Here is a 22,044-nt window from a genome sequence, read left to right on the forward strand (position 1 = left end):
AATACCGTGACATCGAGATATAAAAAGATTAAGCTTGTTTATATTTGTCCTATTAAATAAAAAATAACTTATGACATTATTCGAAGAGTGTAAAGAAGCCTTGAAACAAGATTTTAATCTCGTAAATAATGAGAAGGAAGTAACAAAGCTTCTCCAAACCTTTCCTTTGAAGGGAAACTATATGGTTTGGGGTAAGATTGAGTATAAAGATTATGACTGTATGGAAGAGTTGTTAAGTGATTTCTCAGATCTAGCGAAGATCCATTTCTACGTTCTAGCTGATAATGCAGATATACCTATCTTCAAGTCTAATCTAAAACTAATAATAGATAATATTTGCGATATTATGGCGTTATCTCCTAAAGTTTATATTTTTGATGAAAATGTTGTAATAGAGCCATTATTCCCTAGTTATACTTTGAGAGTAGGTCAAAAAAATAGTGGGACAGATAGATTAACTATTTAGTACAGCGCTATCCTCTCGGATGATGTGCCGCATGCAACTGTTGCAATCTTGCCGTCGCCACATGGGTATAAATCTGCGTGGTGGACAAGTCACTGTGTCCCAGTAATAACTGCACGCTACGTAAGTCCGCGCCATGATTAAGCAAATGCGTGGCAAAGGCATGACGTAAGGTGTGCGGTGACAGCTCTTTATCGATACTAGCAACTTGTGCATACTTTTTTAATAGATACCAAAAGTTCTGCCGCGTCATATAACCGCCTTGCACTGTCAAAAACACCGCTTGGCAATTGCCAGATTTTAGATGGGCAATCAACTCACCGCGTCCATGGGACAGATAATCTTCTAGCGCATCCGCTGCATATTCGCCCAGTGGTACCAGCCGCGTCTTATTACCTTTACCTGTGATTTGTAGCCAGCCTGAATTGAGATTGACTTGCTCAAGTGATAGGTTAATCAGCTCACTGACACGTAGACCACACGCATAAAGCACTTCTAGCATAGCCTTATCGCGCAGGCCCAAAGCCGTACTGGTATCGGGCGCAGCGAGTAGGTTATCGACATCCGCTTCGCTCAAATCTTTCGGCAATGGACGTCCAAGCTTTGGGCTTTTGATGCGCTCACACGGATTGTCCTCACGCAGATTACTCGCAATCATCCACAAATAAAACTGACGCAAGCTTGAGAGCATGCGTGCTTGAGTACGCGGCGTTTTACCTTCTTGAGTGAGAAGAGATAAGCACTGCAGCACGTCATCGGGCTGCCAGCGTGTGAGCGCGATAGGATTGGTCAACTCACAAGAGCGCAGGTCGCGCACATAAGCGTTACGGGTACGCGTCGCCAAACCGCGAGCCAGCATGGCTTGACGAAACTCAGTCATATAAGCTGGTTCATCATCTACGGCAAGCGACTTGGGCTGCCTTTGTTGTACGGCACGATCACGGCTCATAAGACAATTCTCAGTAAATGACTGAAGACAAAGAGTAGATTAGATGAATCACGCGCCTTTCTTTTTGACCAAATAACGATAAAGCGTATTATTCGTCAGTATTTCATTGTCGCCCGCGACCGTGATTTCATCAGGATCGATATCCAAACTCACGTTTTCAGCCAGTGTTTCTTGATTTAATAATTCATGACCCAAATGACGACAGAAATTAGGGATGTCGCGGGTAGTGGCAGGATCAGTGGCAAGTATTTCAACCACATCGCCACCATCCGCTTGACGCATGATTCGATGCAGCATCATCACAGGTTCAGGACATATCAGTCCTTGCGTGTCTAAATGATGATTGATAGTCGGTTGCATAGTAGAAGTGGTCATAATATATTTTTGATTCAATAACGGAGGTTTGTAGTATAAGGGTGGTGCATAAAAAGCGCTCTGCTGGGATAAATTTTCCTCGCTTGCTGTGCCGTTGCAGACAGAGGCTTCAAAAAATCTATCCCAGCAGCACTGTATGCTTTTTAAATCAACGATACATTTATTGAGGTGCTTTCATTCGTGCTGCTTACGTCTCTTCAACAATGTCAGCGTCTTCTTGTATTTCTAAAAAGTTAAAAAAGCGTTTAAAAGTCACTTTGAATAAAAATGCCACGCCCAGCCAACAGGATAGCCCCAACCATGCAGTATTGGAAAAAAGCAACTCACCGACCAAAATAATGGTCGATACGCCAATACTAAGCGCAATCATAGAGGGTTGATTTAGGCGATAACGATAAATCACTAACGCATCATAAATAGTAATAGGAATCGTCAGCGCAACCAACGCATACGGCAAATTATAAAACAACTGATACAGCAGCTGATTGTCATGGAACGCTTTAATGCTAGCGATGGTGCCAAAGACCACAAAAGCGAGAATAGCCGCATAAATAAGATAAATCGCTATTTGGTTGGCACGCTGAGCACCTTTGATGCGAGCGATGGCAAGGGGCGCAAAACCATGTTGCGACTTATTGTGCAAGGCTTGGTCTGGGGCAATGGTCATAGTAATCAATCATGTATTCGTTTAGAGGTACGATAAATCAAGAAGTAGCAGGGTTTACAAGCAAATGTGTCACTTCATTAATCCGCTTTGATAGCGTCAATAGCGATACTGCTATTAGGATCAGCAAAATAAGTCGACATTAGGATACAGGCAGAAATGTCATCAATCGGATCACGCTCATGTTTAATCCAGCCATTCTCCCATGCGATTTCTCGTGCTGCAATGGACGTTAGGCGCTCATCACACAAAGAGACAGTCACAGGCAGATGTTGCTCCATGATTCTATGCGCAAGGCGGCGGGCAAATTTATGCGCGCGCTTAGACAGCATGGAGCTGCTACCATCCATATTCAGTGGTAAACCTACTACTACTTTTGTGACGCCCCAAACCTTAATGATTCCCAGTAGGTTATCCCAATCTGGTTGCCCGTTATCCATCGCCAAAATATCAAAGGCACGCGCAGTTTCGGTCACTGTATTGCCTAATGCCATACCCATCTTTTTGACCCCATAATCTAGAGCCAAAATAAGATGCGGTTTGACGACTGGTTCAGAAACGCTCTCATCGATCGCTTCTATGGCCTCTGTTATAAGCATGCTATCTACCATAATAAAGGGGATTTCCTATAGTTAGGTATGTATTCATGGGACTTGTCAGACAAGCGATATTAATCATAAAAAACGATAATACTAAGCATGACCAATATCACTACTTAAATAATCAAAATTCACGCCAATCTTGTCAGCGGCAATTTGCCAACGCTCTTCAAACGGCGTATCAAACAATAAGTTTAGATCGGCTGGGCACACCAACCAGTCGCCACTACCAAGCTCTTGTTCTAGCTGCCTTTTGCCCCAACTGGCATGCCCCAAGCACAGCTGATAATGACCAACGCCTTGACCTGCCGCAATACGCTTAAGAATATCTTGGCTCGTCGTAATACAGACATTTTCTGAAATCGCAAAAGAGGAGGCCCATTCTGGCTGGCCAGTATGCAGCACAAAGCCAACCTCAGGGTACATAGGGCCACCTTCTAATGCCAAATCTTCCATCACTTGCGGATCCGTCACCTCAATATCCAAATCTTCTAACAGCTTGCCGACTCGAGCTTGTCCCAGCGGACGATTAACCATAAGACCGAGCGCACCATGCTTATCATGACGACAAATATAAATTAAGGCCTGTGCAAACCTTGGGTCTGACAGCTCTGGTGCCGCGATTAAAAAATGATGGGTCAAATTGGCTTTAGACATAGAAACAAACACAACCTAAATAAAGGTGAGAGACCACTATATGGCGATAATGAGTAGAAAATCAACCAAAGCCGTTGTTTATCAATGATTCGTCAATAATCAGTTAATGATTAAAAACCACTGAATTATTTAACATCGGTTAATAAACTACGAGCATGGTCACGCGTGATATCAGTGATGACCACGCCGCCTGACATACGTGCCAGCTCATCGACTTGCGCCTGATCGGTCAGTATCACAAGCTCGCTTTCCGTCTGCTCTTGATGGTGTTTTTGTACCAAGATATGCTGATGCGCTTGCGCCGCAACCTGTGCTTGGTGAGTAATGGCAAGCAATTGCTGCGTTTGTCCAAGCGCGCGTAATAGCTCACCGACCACTTGCGCCGTTCCGCCACTAATACCGACATCGACCTCGTCGAATACCAACATAGGCTTGGCAGCATTATCGTCGTCATTGGTTGCTTGTAGTACTTGCATCACTAGCGCCATACGTGACAGCTCACCGCCTGAGGCGATTTTATGTAGCGGTTGCATTGGCATACCCACATTGGCACTAAACAACAAGTCAATATCAAAGCAGCCTTGCACGTTATATTGGCTAGGATCTGATTTTTTGGTAAAGACAAATTCACAGCGTGCGTTGGGTAGGGCAAGAGGTTGCAATTGTTTAATAAGCTGTTTACTGACTACGGGCGCAGCTTTCGAGCGCGCTTTATTTAATTGCGTAGCCAATGCCAGATAGTTTTGCCAAGCTTCTTCAATTTGTGACGCCATCGCATCGCTGCTTGGCTCATTTTCTAACTGCTCTAATTGCTCCTGCCAGCCCTTTGCTTCATTAATCAAATCGCCAGCTGGCAAATTATGCTTGCGTGATAAACGATGACCTAGGCTGATTAAATTGTCCAATGCTTGCAAACGTTCAGGGTCTGGTAATTGCTGCTCAGCGTAGTCTGAGAGTAATGCTGTCACTTCCGTGATTTGCTGCTGCGCCAAATGTAGCTGTTCAGAAGCTTGTTCAAAGGTTTGACTGACACCAATTTGGTGATCACAAAGCTTAATCGCCTGTCCTAGCAAGGTCATGACATCTGGCTCGTCAGTATCATTATCCAGTAGGTGCAAACCATGACTGGCCTCGGTCATCAGCGCTTCGATGTTAGATAGCTCTTCGTGCTCCGCTTCGACTTCGGCATAGTCGACAGCCAGCAATGGGGCAATATCTGCCAGCTGGCTTTGTAATAGTTGGATACGATCTTGACGTTGGGATTCGCGGCTAGCGATGTCATCGGCGCGGCGTCTGAGCTGTTGATACTGCTGATAGCTGTTTGCCGTCTGAGCAGCAAGAGGCGTTATCTGCGCCATCTCATCGAGCCATTGCACCACAAATTGCGGTTTTAACAGGGCTTGCTGAGCGTGTTGACTGTGAATATTGACCAGTAACGCGCCTAAGCTTTTTAACTCAGCTAAGCTAACTGGTGTGCCATTCAACCATGCTTTTGAGCGGCCAGTATTGCTCAATTGACGACGAATCAATACTTCGGGTTCTTCTAGCAAGCGGTCATTTTTGACAAACCAATCAGCGACAACAGGATTGTTTTCTACATCGAACTGCGCGTAGATATCCGCGTGCGCTGCGCCATGTCTGACCATTGCACTGTCTGCGCGCTCGCCCACACACAAGGACAATGCATCCAGTAACAGCGACTTGCCAGCCCCTGTCTCACCAGTGATGACATTAAAACCTCCAGCCACGTTCAGCTCATGCTGAGCGATTAACGCAAACTGGTGTAAAGTTAATGATACTAGCATCAACGCCTCTCATGACAGACCATGAACCTCACATATAAGGCTTAGAAGTCATATCTAAAATAGAATGAATAAAGGAATGAGTTGGTTCAGTGAATCGTGCTAATAGATAAATGTGATTGGCAAATATTATGGTGTTAAATGCTTTTAAATACAAATATTAAAGCCTGTAAATACAATAAATTGGTTTAAGAGGTGTCTTATCAAACAGAATTTACTGGTCGCTGTAACAAACTTTATAGAGATAATGTGGTAGCATAATCTCACATAATGATAAACTCACACTTAGAGTTTTATGCATAGTACGGCATAACACCGAGTCATAATCTCGTAAAATTAGACGCATATAGTAAGAAACGTATGCGTATCAAATATTATGCTAATTGTTACGTCAGAATATTTTTATAGAACTTGTCGCTATATAGCGTGCAGGTTTCTAGAACAAAAGTACATAGCATTTAAAATTGAGCGCTTCTTTAAAAACGCCCACACCAGCTGATTCAAATCAGTTACTTATTTTTTAGTTTTGCAATAATTATTTGATAAGGAAGCCACTATGACAGCGGCGCAATTTACTAATGTAACCGTCAATGCCCAAGCGACAGTATCTTATGATGGTCGTTGTTCAAGCCATACTATTATGTTTGAAGACGGTCGCCACAAAACATTGGGTATTATTTTACCTTGTGATAATCTGGTTGAGCATTATCATTTTAGTACCAACACCTCTGAGCGTATCGAAATCACTAGTGGTGAGTGTGAGGTCAAGATAAATGGTGATGAAGAGTTCAGCTACTACCGTGCAGGTCAATCATTTGTAGTCGAAGGCAATAGTGGCTTTAACCTACGTACCGAAGAGATTGTTCAGTATGTCTGCCATTTAGAAGGCTAATGTGTTTGGCAGCGTGATGTGCCAATATTATGACGCCACATCGAACACACTCAAAAAATAAACAATATCGGATCGGTATTGTTTATTTCTTTTTTTGACAGCCGTTTTTGTCAGACGTTATTGATAACCAGCCGTAGATCGATTGGTACCATCAAGTCATACTCCCTTTTTATTCTATCGCATTGCGCGATACCCACTTATATTCAATAGGCCTACTATGGCAAAACCCATTTATTTTTATGGCATTCACGCGATTGATGCCTTACTTGAACACCGTCCACTTGATGGACTTAGCCTATTTGTACAGCAAGGACGCGAGAGCGACAGTCATGTACAAGCTATCATGTCACAAGCTCGTGACAATGGTATCAGCATTCAGATGGCACAAAAAGACAAGCTGGCGCAATTGTGTGGTAGCCCGCAGCATCAAGGTGTTGTGCTTCACGCTCGTTCATTGGGTTTTGCTGATGAAGGTTTGCTGGACACGATTGCTGGACGTGAGCAGTGTCTGTTACTAGTGCTTGATCAAATCACTGACGCGCACAACTTTGGCGCTTGCTTGCGTACGGCCGTGGCGATGGGTGTCGATGCAGTCGTTTGTCCAAAACATCATGCGGCAAGCCTGACACCAACCGTTGCTAAAGTCTCAGTTGGTGCAGCAGAAATGATGCCGATTATCAGCGTCACCAACTTGGCACGTGCGCTATCGCAGATTAAAGAGGCAGGCGTTTTTGTGTTTGGTACGGCATTGAATGCAGATGCAAAACCGATTCATGCGGCTGATTTGACCGGAAAGACAGCGATTATCATGGGTTCAGAAGGAGAGGGAATGCGTCGCCTGACGACAGAGAGCTGCGATGAGCTGGTTTATATCCCGATGTCAGGCAATGAGCATGGCAACCTACAAAGCCTAAATGTGAGTGTTGCCACCGGTATGGCGCTATATGAGGTCAATCGGCAGCGTACTTTAGCTGCTGGGCAAGCGTAAGATATTCTTCATGTAGGGGCGCAAGCTTGGCATATAGGGAGGCAAGGTCACTTTCATTAAGTATGACATTGTCTGCATGACGATTGCGCTCTTCACGGCTTAACTGGTTGGTCATAATTGCTTTGATCTTTTGTACACTTTGTTCATCACGCTCGCTGGCCCGTGCAAGCTGTGTATCTTCAGTGGCGTCCATGACTAGAATGCGTTGGCATAGATTGGCAAGCCCAGCTTCGGCGGCTTCAATGAGCAGAGGCGCTGACAACACCGCATAAGGTGAGGTGCTGTTTACTAATTGTGCTTTTGCTGCCTCCCGTATCGCTGGATGCGTGATTGCTTCCAACTCAATAAGGGCTTCAGGATGAGTGAATACATGTGTTCTTACTGCTGCTCGATCCATGGTTCCATCACCATTTAATACCCAATCACCGAATTTTTTCTGGATTTTGCGCAAGGTTGAGCTGCCTTTAGCAACGATTTCATGGGCAATCACATCCGCATCAATGATGTCTATACCTTGCTTAGCAAACCAAGCGCTGGCAGCCGATTTACCGCTACCGATGCCACCTGTTAGACCGACGACTAACGTCTTGCTCTTGGTTGATAGGTTTTGCGGTTGATGTGAATAAGGAGATTGGGCAGTATGTTTTGACATAATAATGACTTATCTAATTAATATAATAATGATGGCAGTTACAAATTGGAAAAATGGTTTTTGAAGATAAAATATATAACTGGTTCAATTCAAAACAAATAAGTAGCGACTGGTATAAATTTTTCGCAGTCTCTGTCACGCTTTGCGAACAGCCCGAAAAAAACTTATTCCAGTAGCATAAAACTATTGATGTATCGATTTTCGCGACTATAACTACCGAAAAATTGCTAAAGCAACTTATTAAGTATACATACCAAGATACCAACTGACGATATCTGAACCGTATAATAATGCAACAATACCTGCCACAGCGATATAAGGCCCAAATGCGAAGGGTCGACTCTCGCCTTGTTTTTTCATCAAAATCAGCCCAACGATAGAGCCTAGCAGGGATGATAACAAAATAATCAACGGCAACATCATTGGCCCAAGCCAAGCACCTAGCACGGCCAATAACTTAAAGTCCCCTTGACCCATACCATGCTTCTTAGTGATGAGATAAAATATCTTAACCACAATCCATAATGACAAAAACCCAAGCAATAAGCCCCAAATCGACTGAGTGGGGGAGACAAACCAGCTTTGTGAATTGACTGCCAATCCCAAACCCGCCAATGGAAACGTTAGACGATCGGGCAATAACTGCGTATCAAAATCAATGCCTGTCAAAGCGACGAGCGTCCATACCAAAACTAATGCCGATAACCCTGTCGCACTGACTCCAAATTGATAAATTACCAACACGGATAGCAATGCAGTGACCAGCTCGACCAAGGGATAGCGCAGACCAATTGAGGCCTTACAGTCTGAACAACGGCCGCGTAGTACCAACCAGCTGATTAGAGGGATGTTTTCATACCATTTAATTTTATGAGCACAGTGCGGACAGCGGGAGGCAGGTCGGCTCAAAGTAATGGGTTGATCTTTTGCTACGATGCTGTTTATAGGCTGCGTATGTTCGCGCGGTATATCAGATTGATCAGACATAAACTGACTACATTCTTGTCGCCAATCATAGATCATCCTCAATGGTATACGATGAATCACAACGTTCAAAAAACTGCCAACACAAAGGCCCAATAAACCAAATACGACTAAAGCCACCGTCATATTGTCTTGTAATAATTGTATAAATTGCATCAAATCGTTATCCTACCACTGAACCCATTTGGAATATCGGCAAGTACATCGCAATCACTAGACCACCTACCAATACCCCTAGCACCGCCATAATGAGTGGTTCCATCAAACTGGTTAAGCCGTCCACCGCATTGTCGACTTCGTTTTCGTAATAAACCGCCACTTTATCGAGCATCTCTTCTAAACTACCAGATTCTTCACCAATGCCGACCATTTGAATGGCCAAACTTGGGAACAGGTTGGTTGAGCGTATCGAAAATTGTAACTGTTGCCCAGTTGATACATCGTTTTTGATTTGCTGAATGGCATTATAAAATACGATGTTATTGGCCGCGCCCGCTGTAGAATCTAGGGCATCAATCAGTGGTACACCAGCTGCAAAGGTCGTCGATAGCGTACGAGCGAAACGGGCAATCACAGCCTGATAAGCGATATTGCCAAATATAGGTGCTTTTAACGCTGCTCTGTCTAAAAAGTCACGGAATTTTTTAGAGCGTTTCTTTCCTTCTGAAAAACCAATGATGGCGCCACCAATGATAGCAATCAAAATGAACCACCATGATTGCATCCACTCCGACATACCAACTACCATTTGCGTAAACGCTGGCAGCTCGGCACCAAACGACTCAAACAAGCCGGAGAATACAGGCACAACTTTAATCAGCAAAATCATGGTAACAATAATTGCCACGATAATAACCGCAATGGGATATTTCATGGCTTTTTTGATTTTTGCTTTGAGCAACTCGCTTTTTTCTTTATAGGTTGCCACTCGCTCAAGCATGGTTTCGAGCGCACCCGATTGTTCGCCAGAATCAACCAGTGAACAAAAAAGATCATCAAAATAGCGAGGGTGTCTACGTAATGCCGATGCAAAAGTACCGCCTGCTTCAATGTCCGCTTTTATCTGTAATACCAACTCTTTCATACTAGGGTTATCAAGCGAGTCAGCGACAATCTCAAAGGACTGAGTCAGCGGCACGCCAGCTTTCATCATCGTGGCCAACTGACGAGCAAAAATAGCAATATCAATAGGCTTAATAGATTTTTTGAAGGTATAAAGAGGTTTTGGCTTTTTCTTAATACCTTTAACTGTAATGCCTTGTTTACGCAAAGTCGCTTTCGCCAGCTCTAAACTGCGGCTGGTAGTCTCGCCCTTTACCTTTTGGCCGCGCCGGTTCACTCCATCATAGACAAAGTCTAACAGCATATCGGTCTTAGCTTTTGCCATGTTACTACCCTTAAAAAATGTCTGATTGGATACCAAAAAACAGGAACGACGCTTAGTTTATATCATCAACTTTACGTACTTCATTTTAGCGCAAAAAACCAGTGTCTATCTGTTTTATTTTTAAGTACTGGAGGTCACCATTGAATTTATACCTATTCAGAGGTCACACGCATCATTTCCTGAATACTGGTGACGCCTTGTAAGACTTTTAAAATACCGGAGCGACGTAGATCTCGAAAGCCATTTTTTAGGGCAGCGTCTTTAATGTCTATCGCATTGCCGTCTTCCATAATAATTCTTGAGATATCAGGGCTGACTTTCATCACTTCATAAATACCCACACGCCCTTTATAACCTTCGCGGCATTCATTACAGCCTACAGGTTCATAAATCACATTGTCTGGGTTGTCCAAGTCGGCATCTATGAAACCAAGTTCAATCAGACTTTGTCGCGGAATATTGAGGGGTTTTTTACAGCTTTTACATAAGCGCCGTGCCAAGCGCTGGGCAATAACCAAGTTCACAGACGTGGCAATATTAAAGGAGGCCACACCCATGTTGCGCAGACGGGTTAACGTCTCAGGTGCTGAGTTGGTATGTAAGGTTGAAAGTACCATGTGCCCTGTTTGAGCCGCTTTAATTGCAATCTCGGCCGTCTCAAGGTCACGAATCTCACCCACCATCACAATATCAGGATCTTGACGCAAAAAAGACTTGAGCGCGTTGGCAAACGTCAAACCCACCTTGGGGTTTACGTTGACCTGATTAATGCCTTCTAAGTTAATCTCGACTGGGTCTTCAGCGGTTGAGATGTTGGTGGCCCCAGTATTCAAAATATTAATACCTGTGTACAGTGAGACCGTTTTACCAGAACCAGTAGGACCAGTAATAAGGAGCATGCCTTGCGGCTTATGAAGCGCTTCTAAAAACATCTCCTTTTGATCAGGCTCATATCCCAAGGCTTCAATACCAAGCATGGCTGAAGAAGGATCCAAAATACGTAGAACGACTTTTTCGCCAAACAACGTCGGTAAAGAGTTAACACGAAAATCAATGGCTTTACTTTTAGAAATCTTCAGCTTAATACGCCCATCTTGTGGTACACGGCGCTCTGAGATGTCCATCTGTGACATCACTTTTAAGCGCGCGGCAATTTTTCCTGAGAGCTGTACAGGCGGACTGGCCATTTTTTGCATCACACCATCAACGCGAAAACGAACGCGATACGTCTTTTCGTAAGGTTCAAAATGCAAGTCGGATGCACCCATACGAATGGCATCAACCAGCATTTTATTGACAAACTTTACAACAGGCGCTTCATCAACGCCATCTGCAAGTTTGGTTTCACCTTCCTCATCTTCTCCCTCTTCAAACCCAACGTTCAAATCACTGTCAGAGAAGCTACCAAAACTTTGCATCGTGTCTGCGTAAAGATTTTCGATATGCCTTTTAAGCTTATCTTCTTCGACGACGATGGTTTCAATTGAAAGGCGAGAATTAAAAGCAATGGCATCAATGGCATCTACACGCGTTGGGTCACTTAACGCGACAAATAAGCGTTGGCCTCGCTTAAAGAGGGGCAGAGCATTGAACTTACGAACGATTTTTTCGTCCACTAAGTCTTTTGGAACCACATCAACGTTTAGTGCATCAAGATCGAATAAAGGGTCGCCAAAGGCTTGCGACAGCATTTGAGCAAGATGATAAGCATCGGCCAGTTTGTTATCTACTAGATATGACACGAGTCCTATTTGTTGTTGCTGCGACTCGACTTGCGCCGTTTTCATGTTCGCTTCGCTCACGATACCTTCGCTGATCAGCTGCTGCGCTAACCCGCCATACTTACTCGTTGTGATGGACATTAGGACCTCTCCTTGATACCAAGTACTGTGCATACTTACCCAAAATTTGCATACTATTTATAACGACCAATAAACGCTTTGCTTAAGTAATCGGCAGCCAGTTGACTGTTAATAGTAGAAGTCAATGAAACGTTACTTTTACAAAGATCTTATATGTCGGTATTTTTAATAGTTTGTGTCTCTTAATGAGGTATGCCGTTAGCAGCTTAATGAATCAGATTTTGATAATATTATGTTGTTTATGGGTGTCGTGCGATGGGACTTTGCTTTAGTTTAAAGACTTTATATGAACTATTAAACCAATTATGCGCAGAAAACCGCTGCGTCATATTGCGCTAATGAAATAGGCACGTTAAGCGTCTGCTCGTTTCTGGTAGTAGCATACTATAGCACTTGTCAATTATTTGTTATACTGGCGCGCATATTAGCCGAATTGGCATGAATACATGAGACAAGGTAGATGAATATGCAAGCTTGGGTAATTGGCAATTGGAAGCAGAATCCAGCAACAAGCCGCGACGTCGATGCGCTGTTAAATGATTTAGTAACTGCACTTGAGACACAGGTGCCAGCCGATACAGCGCTTTCAAAAAATCGTTGCAAGTTGATGATAGCACCAAGCTGCATCCATCTGGCAGCTGTCAGTACGCGTCTAAAAGACAGCTCAGTACTGTGCGCCGCCCAAAACATCAGCGAGCATAGTGCGAGCACTGGCGCATATACTGGGGATTGCTCAGCGCAGCAAGTAGCAGATTCTGGCGCTACTTGGACACTACTCGGTCACTCTGAGCGTCGTCAGTACCATAAGGAGTCTCATCACAGTCTGGTCAAAAAACTAAGTCATGCCCTTGCACAAAACCTAGGCGTGGTGCTTTGTATTGGCGAAACTCAGACACAGTACGATGATAAGCAAACCCTTGAAGTCATTGATACTCAGTTATCGGTGATCAAAGACTTACTTGCTCAGCAACCAGAACTGGTTTCATCGTTATCTGAGCAATTGATCATCGCGTATGAACCTGTATGGGCTATTGGTACGGGTAAAGTACCAACCGTCGAAGAAGTCAGCAAAACTCATGAGCATATTAAGCAAACAGTAGCCGAATTTACTAAGACGACAGAAGGCACAACAGTTTTATACGGTGGTAGTGTCAATATGGCGAATGCAGACGCCTTTGCAGCTGATCCTATGATTGATGGCGCACTGGTTGGTGGCGCTTCATTAAAGGCAGAGAGTTTTTTGGCCATCGCCAATGCTTTCAATCAGGCCAACACTGAACTTGTCTAAGCAGATCTGAGCAAGATTTGGAGAATGCATTTCTAATTTGCGTATAAAATGTATTTATCAGTTGGAAAAAGTAGGTTTAACAGTGCCCTTGCAATCGTGTACAATGCGCCTTATTTATATAATCGATTTGGCGTCGTTACACGCTGATCGCTCCCCTTATTATAGTTAAGATTTATTTTCCGTTATCAGTCGTCATTATGCGGCAAAAGAGGCCACCATGTTTACGTTTATATTAGCCCTGCACATTATCGTGGCAATTGCCATGATCGGCTTGATCTTGATACAGCATGGTAAAGGGGCAGACGCCGGAGCTTCTTTTGGGGCTGGCTCGTCAGGTACCGTATTTGGTGCAGCAGGCACTGCCAACTTTTTGACGCGTGCAACAGCCGTATTGACCGTCATATTTTTTATTACCAGTATGACCCTTGCTGTGCATGCTCGTAAGCAGGCTGAAGATCAGTTTCGTTTAGATGCACCAGTTTCAGCGCCGCAAACGCCGCGCCCATTGACGCAAAACCCTCAGTAATGGTCTTTTAAACAAGCAGCCCTTGCTATTTTGGTACGTTAGATTTACAATGCTTTTCTGTTTTTACCGCTACCTTTTATCGACGCCTACCTTACGCGTTATTTATGATAAAGTTGAGGCGAAAAATAGAATAGTAAGAAAATGCGATTGTGGTGGAATTGGTAGACACGCCATCTTGAGGGGGTGGTGGCGCAAGCTGTGGGGGTTCAAGTCCCCCCAATCGCACCAAGTTTTTATGACGCAGCACAGCGTAAAGGTCAGTTTTTTAGTTGTCATCTGGTTCATTTAGATTTATTTTAAATTAAACGTTGACAGTTCAATTAAACCTCCCTATAATGTGCGTTCTAGATTGATGCGGGGTGGAGCAGTCTGGTAGCTCGTCGGGCTCATAACCCGAAGGTCGTTGGTTCAAATCCAGCCCCCGCTACCACTTTTTATACTGATGTTTTGTACACTAAATTTGTCAGTAACGATTAGCCCACCATTATGTTTGTGGGTTTTTTTGTATCTGATGGTCTGTGTTATCGCGGTATCTATCCTACTTGTGCTAAGCTCTAGGTCTATAGAGTACAATCATACTCTTCGTCACTTATCGCTATTAGCGCGATTTTTCTTAAGCAACACTATCTATTATTCCTAACTCTTTTATCGATAGTACTGCTTTATGAATAATAAAAGCATTGTCTGACTGAGCTTGATGTTTGCTATGCTCATCCTTATATAAATGCACAACACGCAATAGTTATGGTTTAAAGTGTAGATTGTGGTTTAAAATATAATAGTCATCGTGACTACTACGAGCAAAAATACTCCGATATTTTGAGACGGTTTACCAAGTACGTTAAATACGTGAATAGGAAAATATAAATAGATTATGAAGCTTTCGACCAAAGTTGCAGAACTGACCAATATTATTGCCCCTGCAGTAGCCGCCTGTGATGTGGCGCTATGGGGCATAGAATTCGCGCCACAAGGCCGCCGCTCTTTGTTACGTATTTATATTGAAGCATTGCCAGAAGAGCAAGCTCAAGATAAGCAAGTGACTATTGAAGATTGCGCAGCGGTGAACCATCAAGTGAGCGGTATTCTTGAGGTTCATGATCCCATCGCCGGTGAGTACATTTTAGAAGTGTCATCACCAGGGTTTGATCGCGCCTTTTTTTCAGATGAGCAAATGCATGCTTATGTTGGTCAAAAAGTGAGCTTACGTCTGATTCAAGCCATTGGCGAGGGTGATCAAAAACGCCGTAAAGCAACGGGTACGTTAGACAGTATTGATGCAAATTCTTTAAGACTTACGTCAAGTGATGGCGAGCAATTCGAGATTGCATTAAGTAATATTGATAAAGCCAATTTGATTTATGAAGATGCGTAGTCTATTGATGGGTTTGATATAAGAACCTACTTAATTGAGTGTAATAGATTGAGCAGTACATAATAAATCAGCGTGATAATATCCAAATAGCTTGCGGTGAGATCACAGTACTGATACACAAATTATAAAATTTAAGTCAATTAAAAAATGATAGGACAGGTATAGCATGAGTCGTGAAATCTTAACGGTAGTAGAAACTGTCAGTAATGAGAAGGGCTTAAATCCTGAAGATATCTTTGAAGCCATAGAAGACGCTTTGGTGGTATCGACTAAGAAAAAAGTCTATACCGAGCAGCCAGAAGTGGCTGTACGAGTTGTTATTGATCGTACAACAGGCGATTATGATACTTATCGTTATTGGACAGTAGTTGCAGATGAAGATCACGAAATGCCTGCCTGTCAGTTAGCGATTAGCGATCTTGACGAAGAAGAATGGTCAATTGGCGATGTCAAAGAAGAACAGATCGAATCTATCGAATTTGGTCGTATTGCCGCCACCCAAGCCAAACAAGTCATTATCCAAAAAATCCGTGAAGCTGAGCGTGCGTTAGTTGCTGATGCTTTTGAGCCACGTGTTGGTGAAATGATGTATGGCGAAGTCAAAAAACAGACTCGCGACGGTTATATCATCGATTTGGGTGACAATGCAGAAGGGTATTTATCACGTGATCAAATGCTGCCACGTGAGCAGCTACGTGCCAAGTCTCGTATCAACGCTATTTTATATCATGTGAACCGTGAAAACCGCGGTGCACAATTATTGCTGTCTCGTACGCATCCTGAAATGCTATCAGCATTGATGCAAAAAGAAGTACCTGAGATTGCAGAACAAATTATCGAAATTCGCAATGTCGCTCGCTTGCCGGGCACACGTGCTAAAATAGCTGTGAAGACGAACGATCATCGTATTGATCCAGTTGGCGCTTGTATTGGTATGCGTGGTACACGTATTCAAGCAGTACAGCAAGAACTTGATGGTGAGCGTATTGACGTGGTGGTATGGTCGGATGATCCTGCACAATTTATTATCAGCGCTTTAGAACCTGCTGATGTTAGCAGTATTATTTTAGATGAAGATACAAAAACAGCTGATATTATCTTTAGTACCAATGATCAGTTGGCGCGCGCGATTGGTTCACAAGGTCAGAACGTGCGTTTGGCTTCTGAGTTGACAGGCTATAAGCTAAATATGATGCTTGAAGAAGAGTATCAGCGACGTCAAGAAAACGAATCTAAGGCGTTCATTGAGTTATTCTATGAGCGTTTAGAAGTCGATAAAGACCTAGCACAAGCGCTTGTTGATATCGGTTTTACCAGTATTGAAGAAGTGGCTTACGTACCCGTTGAAACCTTTTATGATATCGAAGGTCTAGACGATGAAGCGATTGAGATGATTCAAGAGCGTGCGAAAGAAGTGGTCATCGCTGATGAGCTGGTCAAACAACAGAACATGAAAGAGCCAAGTCAAGAGCTACAAGAGCTTGAAGGTATGACAGTTAGTTTGGCCTATAAAATGGCACAAAAAGACATTCTTACCGTTGATGATTTGGCAGAACAAGCCGTCTTTGATCTAGAAGATATCGAAGGTTTAGACTCTGAAACCGCAGGAAAACTCATCATGAAAGCTCGGGAATCTTGGTTCAATGAATAAGCGGTAACTGCATATCGCTGTCTTTTAGTGATATGCTATCGAAACTAAAGTGCTGGTATGCATGTAGTATGAATACTGGCCTTACCCCAATCATTTGTAGCCAACAACTGAATTGAACATATAGCAAATAATAGACAGTAGGTGATAATAAATGGCAGATAAGACCGTCAAAGAACTGGCAGATATGGTAGGCAAAACCCCAAGTGCTGTAAAACAGCAATTGGTAGATGCTGGACTGCCTGCTCGTGCAGAGGGTGACTTAGTCACTGAGCTTGAGCAAGAGAAGTTGGTGACGTATTTAAAGCAAAGTCATGGTCAGCAAGAAAAGCGTCGTATTAGTCTTAAATCTAAGACGACTAGCACCGCGCGCGTGACCGGCTCTTCAGGAAAGTCTAAGAGCGTCAATGTGGAAGTGCGTAAAAAGAAAGTATTCGAAAAGCCTGATCCAGAAAAAATGGCTGAAGAATTGGCTGCGCGTGAGCAAGCGATGATTGAGTCGCAAGAACGTGCTGCTAAAGACGCAGAAGAACGCGCGGCTACTAAGAAAAAATCTGAAGAGCGTCAAGCTGCAACCCTAGCAGCGATGCGTGCAAGCCTCGGTTCTAGCAGAAAATCAGATGATAAGAACGATGATATCTCGACTTCAGTGGTTGTGAAAAAAGGTGGCAAGGCGACTGTTGAAGTTAAGCCTAAAGAGCAACCTAAGAAGAAAGTCGCTGCGACAAAACCAAAGGTTGAAACAGCAGCGGAACGTAAAGCTCGTGAAGCGCGTGAGAAAGAAGAAACCCGTCTACGCGAAATCGAGACAGAAACCCGTCGCGCTCAAGCTGAAGAAGCACAGAAACGTACGCTTGAACAAATGCGTAAAATGGCTGGTCAGTATACTGACCGTGAGCCAGTGGCAGAAGTTCGTAAAGATGAACCATTGGCAGAAGGTTTGGTCGGTGATGCGTTAGAAGAGTCTTTTGAAAAAGAGCGTCGTGAAATCAAGCGCGGTGCCAGCACTACTGGTACTCGTGGTCGCCGTCGTAAAAACCAAGATGAGCGTGAGATCAAAAACCGTAAAAACGGTTTGCGTTCAACGCAAGCATCACAGCATAAGTTTGAAAAACCCGTCGAAAAAATTGTTTATGATGTTGAGATCAGTGAGCACATTACTGTTGCAGATCTTGCTCAGCGTATGGCAGTTAAAGCTCGTGAAGTGACCAAACTTCTCATGAAAATGGGCGAGATGGCACGTGAGTCGGATACTATTGATCAAGCAACCGCAAGTTTGCTTGTTGAAGAGATGGGTCACAACCCAGTGCCAGTCAGTGATACAAAAGTTGAAGATGATCTGCAAGATGCTGTTGATGAGCGTAGCAGTAACGTTCAGACGCGTCCACCAGTAGTAACGATTATGGGTCACGTTGACCATGGTAAGACGTCATTACTAGATAAAATTCGTGAAACAAAAGTTGCCACGGGTGAAGCGGGCGGCATTACCCAGCACATTGGTGCTTACCATGTCAAAACCGATCGCGGCGTTATTACCTTCCTTGATACCCCAGGTCACGCAGCCTTTAGTGCTATGCGTTCACGTGGTGCTCAAGCGACGGATATCGTTGTATTGGTGGTAGCAGCTGACGACGGTATGATGCCGCAGACAGCTGAAGCGATTGATCATGCTCGTGCTGCTGGTACGCCAATCATTGTTGCTATCAACAAAATGGACAAGCCAAGTGCCGATCCTGATCGCGTACTTAATGAGTTGACCACAAAAGAGGTAATCTCAGAGGAGTGGGGCGGCGACACACCAATGGCACGTATCTCAGCCAAAACAGGTGAAGGTATTGATGAGCTATTAGAATTCATTAGCCTACAAGCTGAGCTAATGGAATTAGAAGCCCCATTAGACGGTGCTGCACAAGGTGTGGTCATCGAATCAAGACTTGAAAAAGGTCGTGGTCCAGTGGTGAGTGTCCTTGTCAAGAAAGGTACATTGAAGCAAGGCGATTTAGTATTAGCAGGTGAGCACTATGGTAAAGTCCGTGCAATGACGGATGAACATGGTAAACGCATTAACTCTGCTGGTCCTTCTATCCCTGTCGAAATTTTAGGTTTGCCTGAAACGCCAGCAGCTGGTAGTGAATTCTTAGTTGTGACTGATGAGAAAAAAGCACGCGAAGTGGCTGATTTTAGAACCAATCGTGAGCGTGAGCGTCAACTTGAACGTCAGAATGCCATGCGTTTAGAGAGCATGTTCGATCAGATGGGTCAAGGCGATGTGTCATTCTTAAACATCGTACTAAAAACGGACGTACGTGGTTCACTAGAAGCCTTACTTTCGGCCTTGAATGAGCTATCCACTGATGAAGTTAAAGTCAGAGTAATCAGCTCAGGCGTTGGTCCTATTTCTGAGTCTGACGTCACACTTGCTGAGTCTAGCGAAGCAGTACTATTAGGCTTCAACGTCCGTGCAGATGCAACTGCACGCCGTAAAGCAGATTCGGCTAACATGGATATCCGCTATTATAGTGTGATCTATGGTTTGATTGATGATGTTAAAGCGGCAATGAGTGGTATGCTTGCTCCTGAACATCGCGAGAAGATTCTTGGTGTGGCAGACGTTCGTGAAGTATTCCGCTCTAGTAAGTTTGGTGCGGCTGCTGGTTGTATGGTTGTTGAAGGTACGATCTATCGCAACAAACCTATCCGCGTATTGCGTGATGACCAAGTTATCTTTACTGGTCAATTGCAATCATTACGTCGCTACAAAGAAGACGTTAATGAAGTACGTACTGGTATGGAATGTGGCCTAGCCGTTCGTGGCTATGATGTTGAAGCTGGTGATAAGATCGAAGTCTTTGAAATCCAAGAGTTCGCACGTACTATCTAAAGTTACGACTTGATAGTAGAGTATCTAATCATACAATATGTTTTATTGACTAAGTGTGTTAGAAACTCTTTTGATATCCAGCTGTACTTAGGCCTAACAGGTGCACCCTGCTAGGCCTTTTTTAGCAAATATTCGCTCCTAAACTTATGAAAAAATAAAATAAGCCATATTAAACACAAGGTAATAACATGAACCAACGTTTACAACGCTTAGCTGATCAGATTCAGCGTGAGCTTGCCGTTCTTATTCGTGATGAAGTCAACGATCCTCGTTTGACTGGTTTTGTCACAATCTCCAGTGTCAAGGTCAGTCCTGATTTGGGTTATGCTGATGTGTATGTCACCATCATGGAGCCTGAGCTTAATGATGCTATGACCAAGACCAATCATGAAGACAGTATTAAAGTGCTTAACAAAGCCGCAGGATTTTTACGTACTGAACTAAGTCATAGCCTAAAAACCCGTACCACGCCGCGCTTACGTTTTCATTATGATGAAGTGACTGCTCGTGGTAACTACATGATGGATCTGATTAATCAAGCTGTCACCAAGACAGAACAAAATGAGAATGACGAGTAAACCACTACTATGTCTATATCACCCAATCAAATTGCTAAAATAAAAGTCTCTGGTGTTGTCCTAGTAGATAAGCCTCAAGGCATGACCTCGCAGCAGGTGGTATCAAAGGTAAAATATCTGTTTAAATCACCAATCCATGACAGTAAAAAAGCAGGTCATACTGGCACGCTCGATCCAATGGCAACAGGTCTACTACCTATTTGTATGGGCGAAGCTACCAAGTTCAGTCATTATCAACTGGATGCTGATAAGTCTTATCAAGCTACCATCTTGCTTGGTCGTCAAACAGATACGGGTGATGCGGATGGCCAAGTCGTCGTACAAGCGCCTATTCCAAAGTTTGACAATACGCTATTAGAGGGCATTGCTAAGCAGTTTTTAGGCGCTCAACAGCAGATACCACCAATGTATTCTGCTTTGAAAAAAGACGGAAAAAAGCTGTACGAATATGCTCGCGCTGGTATCGAGATAGAGCGACCATCAAGAGATATTGTTATCAAAGCAATTGATATAAAAACGATTGATGACGAGCGAATCCAATTGACTGTCACTTGTACCAAAGGGACTTATGTACGTGTATTGGGCGAAGATATTGCTAAGGCCATGGGTACAGTAGGACACCTAACGGCATTACGACGCACGCAAGTTGGTGACTTCAATATTGATAATGCAATTGCTTTGTCAAAACTAGAAGAGGCAGCATTTGACGATCGACAAATAAGATTGATGCCAGTGGATGCTTGTATCAATATCGATGCGACACTCACTCTAACGACTGAGCAATGTACTCGTATACACATGGGTCAACGCTTAAACGTATTTGACCAGCTCACAGATGAGTTAAAAAATTATGTATCGAACAATATTGATAGCCAGTCATTTATCGATAAAGCAAGGAGCGATTGTCAATCTACTGAGTTTGATTCAGGCACTGATGATGAGCTTGATGAAGTCGAGTCTCATAAAAAGGAATGGTTTGAGACGCCTGTCGATATTCGTTTGATAAATGAAGAAGGTGAGTTTCTTGGTCTGGGTGCTGTCAGTCTAAATGGTCGATTACAGCCTAAGAAGTTGATTCAACGATAGCCAATTTTGTCTTAATACCTTCGCATTGAACTTTACTAACAGTTTACACTAATCACATATCGTCACATTTAATTGCAGGTTTCTCCTATGGTGAAACCTGTTTTTTTTGTACATTGGTTAAGTCAGCTAGGGAGAGCTAGGTCATAATAAGAATACTTAGGACAACAATCAAAAAGAATAATAATTAAGAATAAGTTAGAGCAATAATCAATAATAATGAAAAATAATAAGAATAAAGAGTAAGGAAGTAAAGTTGCAAGGATGTGGTTTTATAATAAGAAGCTGTTAATAAAAATTATAATAACTGACTGAAGAGATAAAAATAATAAATACATAATAATCAACTGATTTAACAATAACCTCGCCTATAACTGATTTATTAATAAAA

General features: G+C 43.3%; 20 protein-coding genes and 2 tRNA genes. 12 read left to right on the forward strand and 10 right to left on the reverse strand.

All coding sequences use genetic code 11. The annotated features are described in order from the left end of the window. Positions 1-70 precede the first annotated feature (70 nt). On the forward strand, positions 71-466 hold the full coding sequence (locus tag ACT3TH_RS04915) for a CDI toxin immunity protein (RefSeq protein WP_444754745.1): 396 nt from the start codon (positions 71-73) through the stop codon (positions 464-466). 7 nt (positions 467-473) lie between these two features. Here ACT3TH_RS04915 and xerD read toward each other — a convergent pair whose 3' ends face one another. From xerD to recN, 6 genes are all read right to left on the reverse strand, one after another. Further along, complete coding sequence (gene xerD, locus ACT3TH_RS04920; RefSeq protein ID WP_444754746.1) at positions 474-1,412, reverse strand: site-specific tyrosine recombinase XerD; 939 nt, start codon at positions 1,410-1,412, stop codon at positions 474-476. A gap of 48 nt (positions 1,413-1,460) precedes the next feature. Further along, entirely contained in the window at positions 1,461-1,787 is a 327-nt protein-coding gene (gene tusA / locus ACT3TH_RS04925; RefSeq protein WP_444754747.1) for a sulfurtransferase TusA, read from the reverse strand. Positions 1,788-1,974: 187 nt separating this feature from the next. Continuing rightward, positions 1,975-2,454, reverse strand: coding sequence for a hypothetical protein (locus ACT3TH_RS04930; protein WP_444754748.1), 480 nt, complete (start codon positions 2,452-2,454; stop codon positions 1,975-1,977). Positions 2,455-2,531: 77 nt separating this feature from the next. Continuing rightward, on the reverse strand, positions 2,532-3,062 hold the full coding sequence (gene ruvX / locus ACT3TH_RS04935; RefSeq protein ID WP_444754749.1) for a Holliday junction resolvase RuvX: 531 nt from the start codon (positions 3,060-3,062) through the stop codon (positions 2,532-2,534). An 81-nt stretch (positions 3,063-3,143) separates the two neighbouring features. Then, positions 3,144-3,707: a YqgE/AlgH family protein gene (locus ACT3TH_RS04940; protein WP_444754750.1), complete on the reverse strand. Its 564-nt coding sequence runs from the start codon at positions 3,705-3,707 to the stop codon at positions 3,144-3,146. Between the two features lie 125 nt (positions 3,708-3,832). After that, positions 3,833-5,512: a DNA repair protein RecN gene (gene recN / locus ACT3TH_RS04945; protein ID WP_444754751.1), complete on the reverse strand. Its 1,680-nt coding sequence runs from the start codon at positions 5,510-5,512 to the stop codon at positions 3,833-3,835. Between the two features lie 553 nt (positions 5,513-6,065). Here recN and ppnP point away from each other — a divergent pair. Continuing rightward, the gene (ppnP, locus tag ACT3TH_RS04950; protein ID WP_290188947.1) at positions 6,066-6,401 is read left to right on the forward strand and encodes a pyrimidine/purine nucleoside phosphorylase; all 336 of its coding nucleotides are present in this window, start codon (positions 6,066-6,068) and stop codon (positions 6,399-6,401) included. A gap of 217 nt (positions 6,402-6,618) precedes the next feature. After that, on the forward strand, positions 6,619-7,389 hold the full coding sequence (gene rlmB / locus ACT3TH_RS04955) for a 23S rRNA (guanosine(2251)-2'-O)-methyltransferase RlmB (protein WP_444754752.1): 771 nt from the start codon (positions 6,619-6,621) through the stop codon (positions 7,387-7,389). Here the strand turns inward: rlmB and coaE are convergent. The 4 genes from coaE to pilB form a co-directional block, all read right to left on the reverse strand. Continuing rightward, positions 7,352-8,041, reverse strand: a complete 690-nt coding sequence (coaE, locus tag ACT3TH_RS04960; RefSeq protein ID WP_444754753.1) for a dephospho-CoA kinase — start codon at positions 8,039-8,041, stop codon at positions 7,352-7,354. The genes rlmB and coaE overlap by 38 nt on opposite strands. A gap of 240 nt (positions 8,042-8,281) precedes the next feature. Further along, positions 8,282-9,181, reverse strand: coding sequence for a prepilin peptidase (locus ACT3TH_RS04965; RefSeq protein ID WP_444754754.1), 900 nt, complete (start codon positions 9,179-9,181; stop codon positions 8,282-8,284). A 7-nt stretch (positions 9,182-9,188) separates the two neighbouring features. Continuing rightward, complete coding sequence (locus ACT3TH_RS04970; RefSeq protein WP_444754755.1) at positions 9,189-10,412, reverse strand: type II secretion system F family protein; 1,224 nt, start codon at positions 10,410-10,412, stop codon at positions 9,189-9,191. A 152-nt stretch (positions 10,413-10,564) separates the two neighbouring features. After that, a complete protein-coding gene (gene pilB, locus ACT3TH_RS04975; RefSeq protein WP_444754756.1) occupies positions 10,565-12,274 on the reverse strand; it encodes a type IV-A pilus assembly ATPase PilB in 1,710 nt (569 codons plus the stop codon). Positions 12,275-12,740: 466 nt separating this feature from the next. On the opposite strand from pilB, the gene tpiA reads away from it, so the two are divergent. From tpiA to truB, 9 genes are all read left to right on the forward strand, one after another. Beyond that, positions 12,741-13,562: a triose-phosphate isomerase gene (gene tpiA, locus ACT3TH_RS04980; protein ID WP_444754757.1), complete on the forward strand. Its 822-nt coding sequence runs from the start codon at positions 12,741-12,743 to the stop codon at positions 13,560-13,562. A gap of 217 nt (positions 13,563-13,779) precedes the next feature. Further along, a complete protein-coding gene (secG, locus tag ACT3TH_RS04985) occupies positions 13,780-14,088 on the forward strand; it encodes a preprotein translocase subunit SecG (protein WP_025652589.1) in 309 nt (102 codons plus the stop codon). 143 nt (positions 14,089-14,231) lie between these two features. After that, positions 14,232-14,316, forward strand: a tRNA-Leu gene (locus tag ACT3TH_RS04990). Positions 14,317-14,441: 125 nt separating this feature from the next. Further along, a tRNA-Met gene (locus ACT3TH_RS04995) sits at positions 14,442-14,518 on the forward strand. A 444-nt stretch (positions 14,519-14,962) separates the two neighbouring features. After that, on the forward strand, positions 14,963-15,463 hold the full coding sequence (gene rimP / locus ACT3TH_RS05000) for a ribosome maturation factor RimP (RefSeq protein WP_444754758.1): 501 nt from the start codon (positions 14,963-14,965) through the stop codon (positions 15,461-15,463). A 166-nt stretch (positions 15,464-15,629) separates the two neighbouring features. Next, on the forward strand, positions 15,630-17,114 hold the full coding sequence (gene nusA, locus ACT3TH_RS05005; protein WP_444754759.1) for a transcription termination factor NusA: 1,485 nt from the start codon (positions 15,630-15,632) through the stop codon (positions 17,112-17,114). 151 nt (positions 17,115-17,265) lie between these two features. Beyond that, positions 17,266-19,992: a translation initiation factor IF-2 gene (gene infB / locus ACT3TH_RS05010; protein WP_444754760.1), complete on the forward strand. Its 2,727-nt coding sequence runs from the start codon at positions 17,266-17,268 to the stop codon at positions 19,990-19,992. Between the two features lie 188 nt (positions 19,993-20,180). Continuing rightward, positions 20,181-20,570 carry a ribosome-binding factor A gene (locus tag ACT3TH_RS05015; protein WP_346716724.1) on the forward strand — a complete coding sequence of 130 codons (390 nt, stop codon included), beginning with the start codon at positions 20,181-20,183 and terminating at the stop codon, positions 20,568-20,570. A 9-nt stretch (positions 20,571-20,579) separates the two neighbouring features. Beyond that, positions 20,580-21,656 (forward strand): tRNA pseudouridine(55) synthase TruB, encoded by a 1,077-nt coding sequence (truB, locus tag ACT3TH_RS05020; RefSeq protein WP_444754761.1) that lies wholly within the window; start codon positions 20,580-20,582, stop codon positions 21,654-21,656. Positions 21,657-22,044: the final 388 nt, after the last annotated feature.

Source organism: Psychrobacter sp. AOP22-C1-C5 (assembly GCF_052378885.1).
Lineage (GTDB): Bacteria > Pseudomonadota > Gammaproteobacteria > Pseudomonadales > Moraxellaceae > Psychrobacter.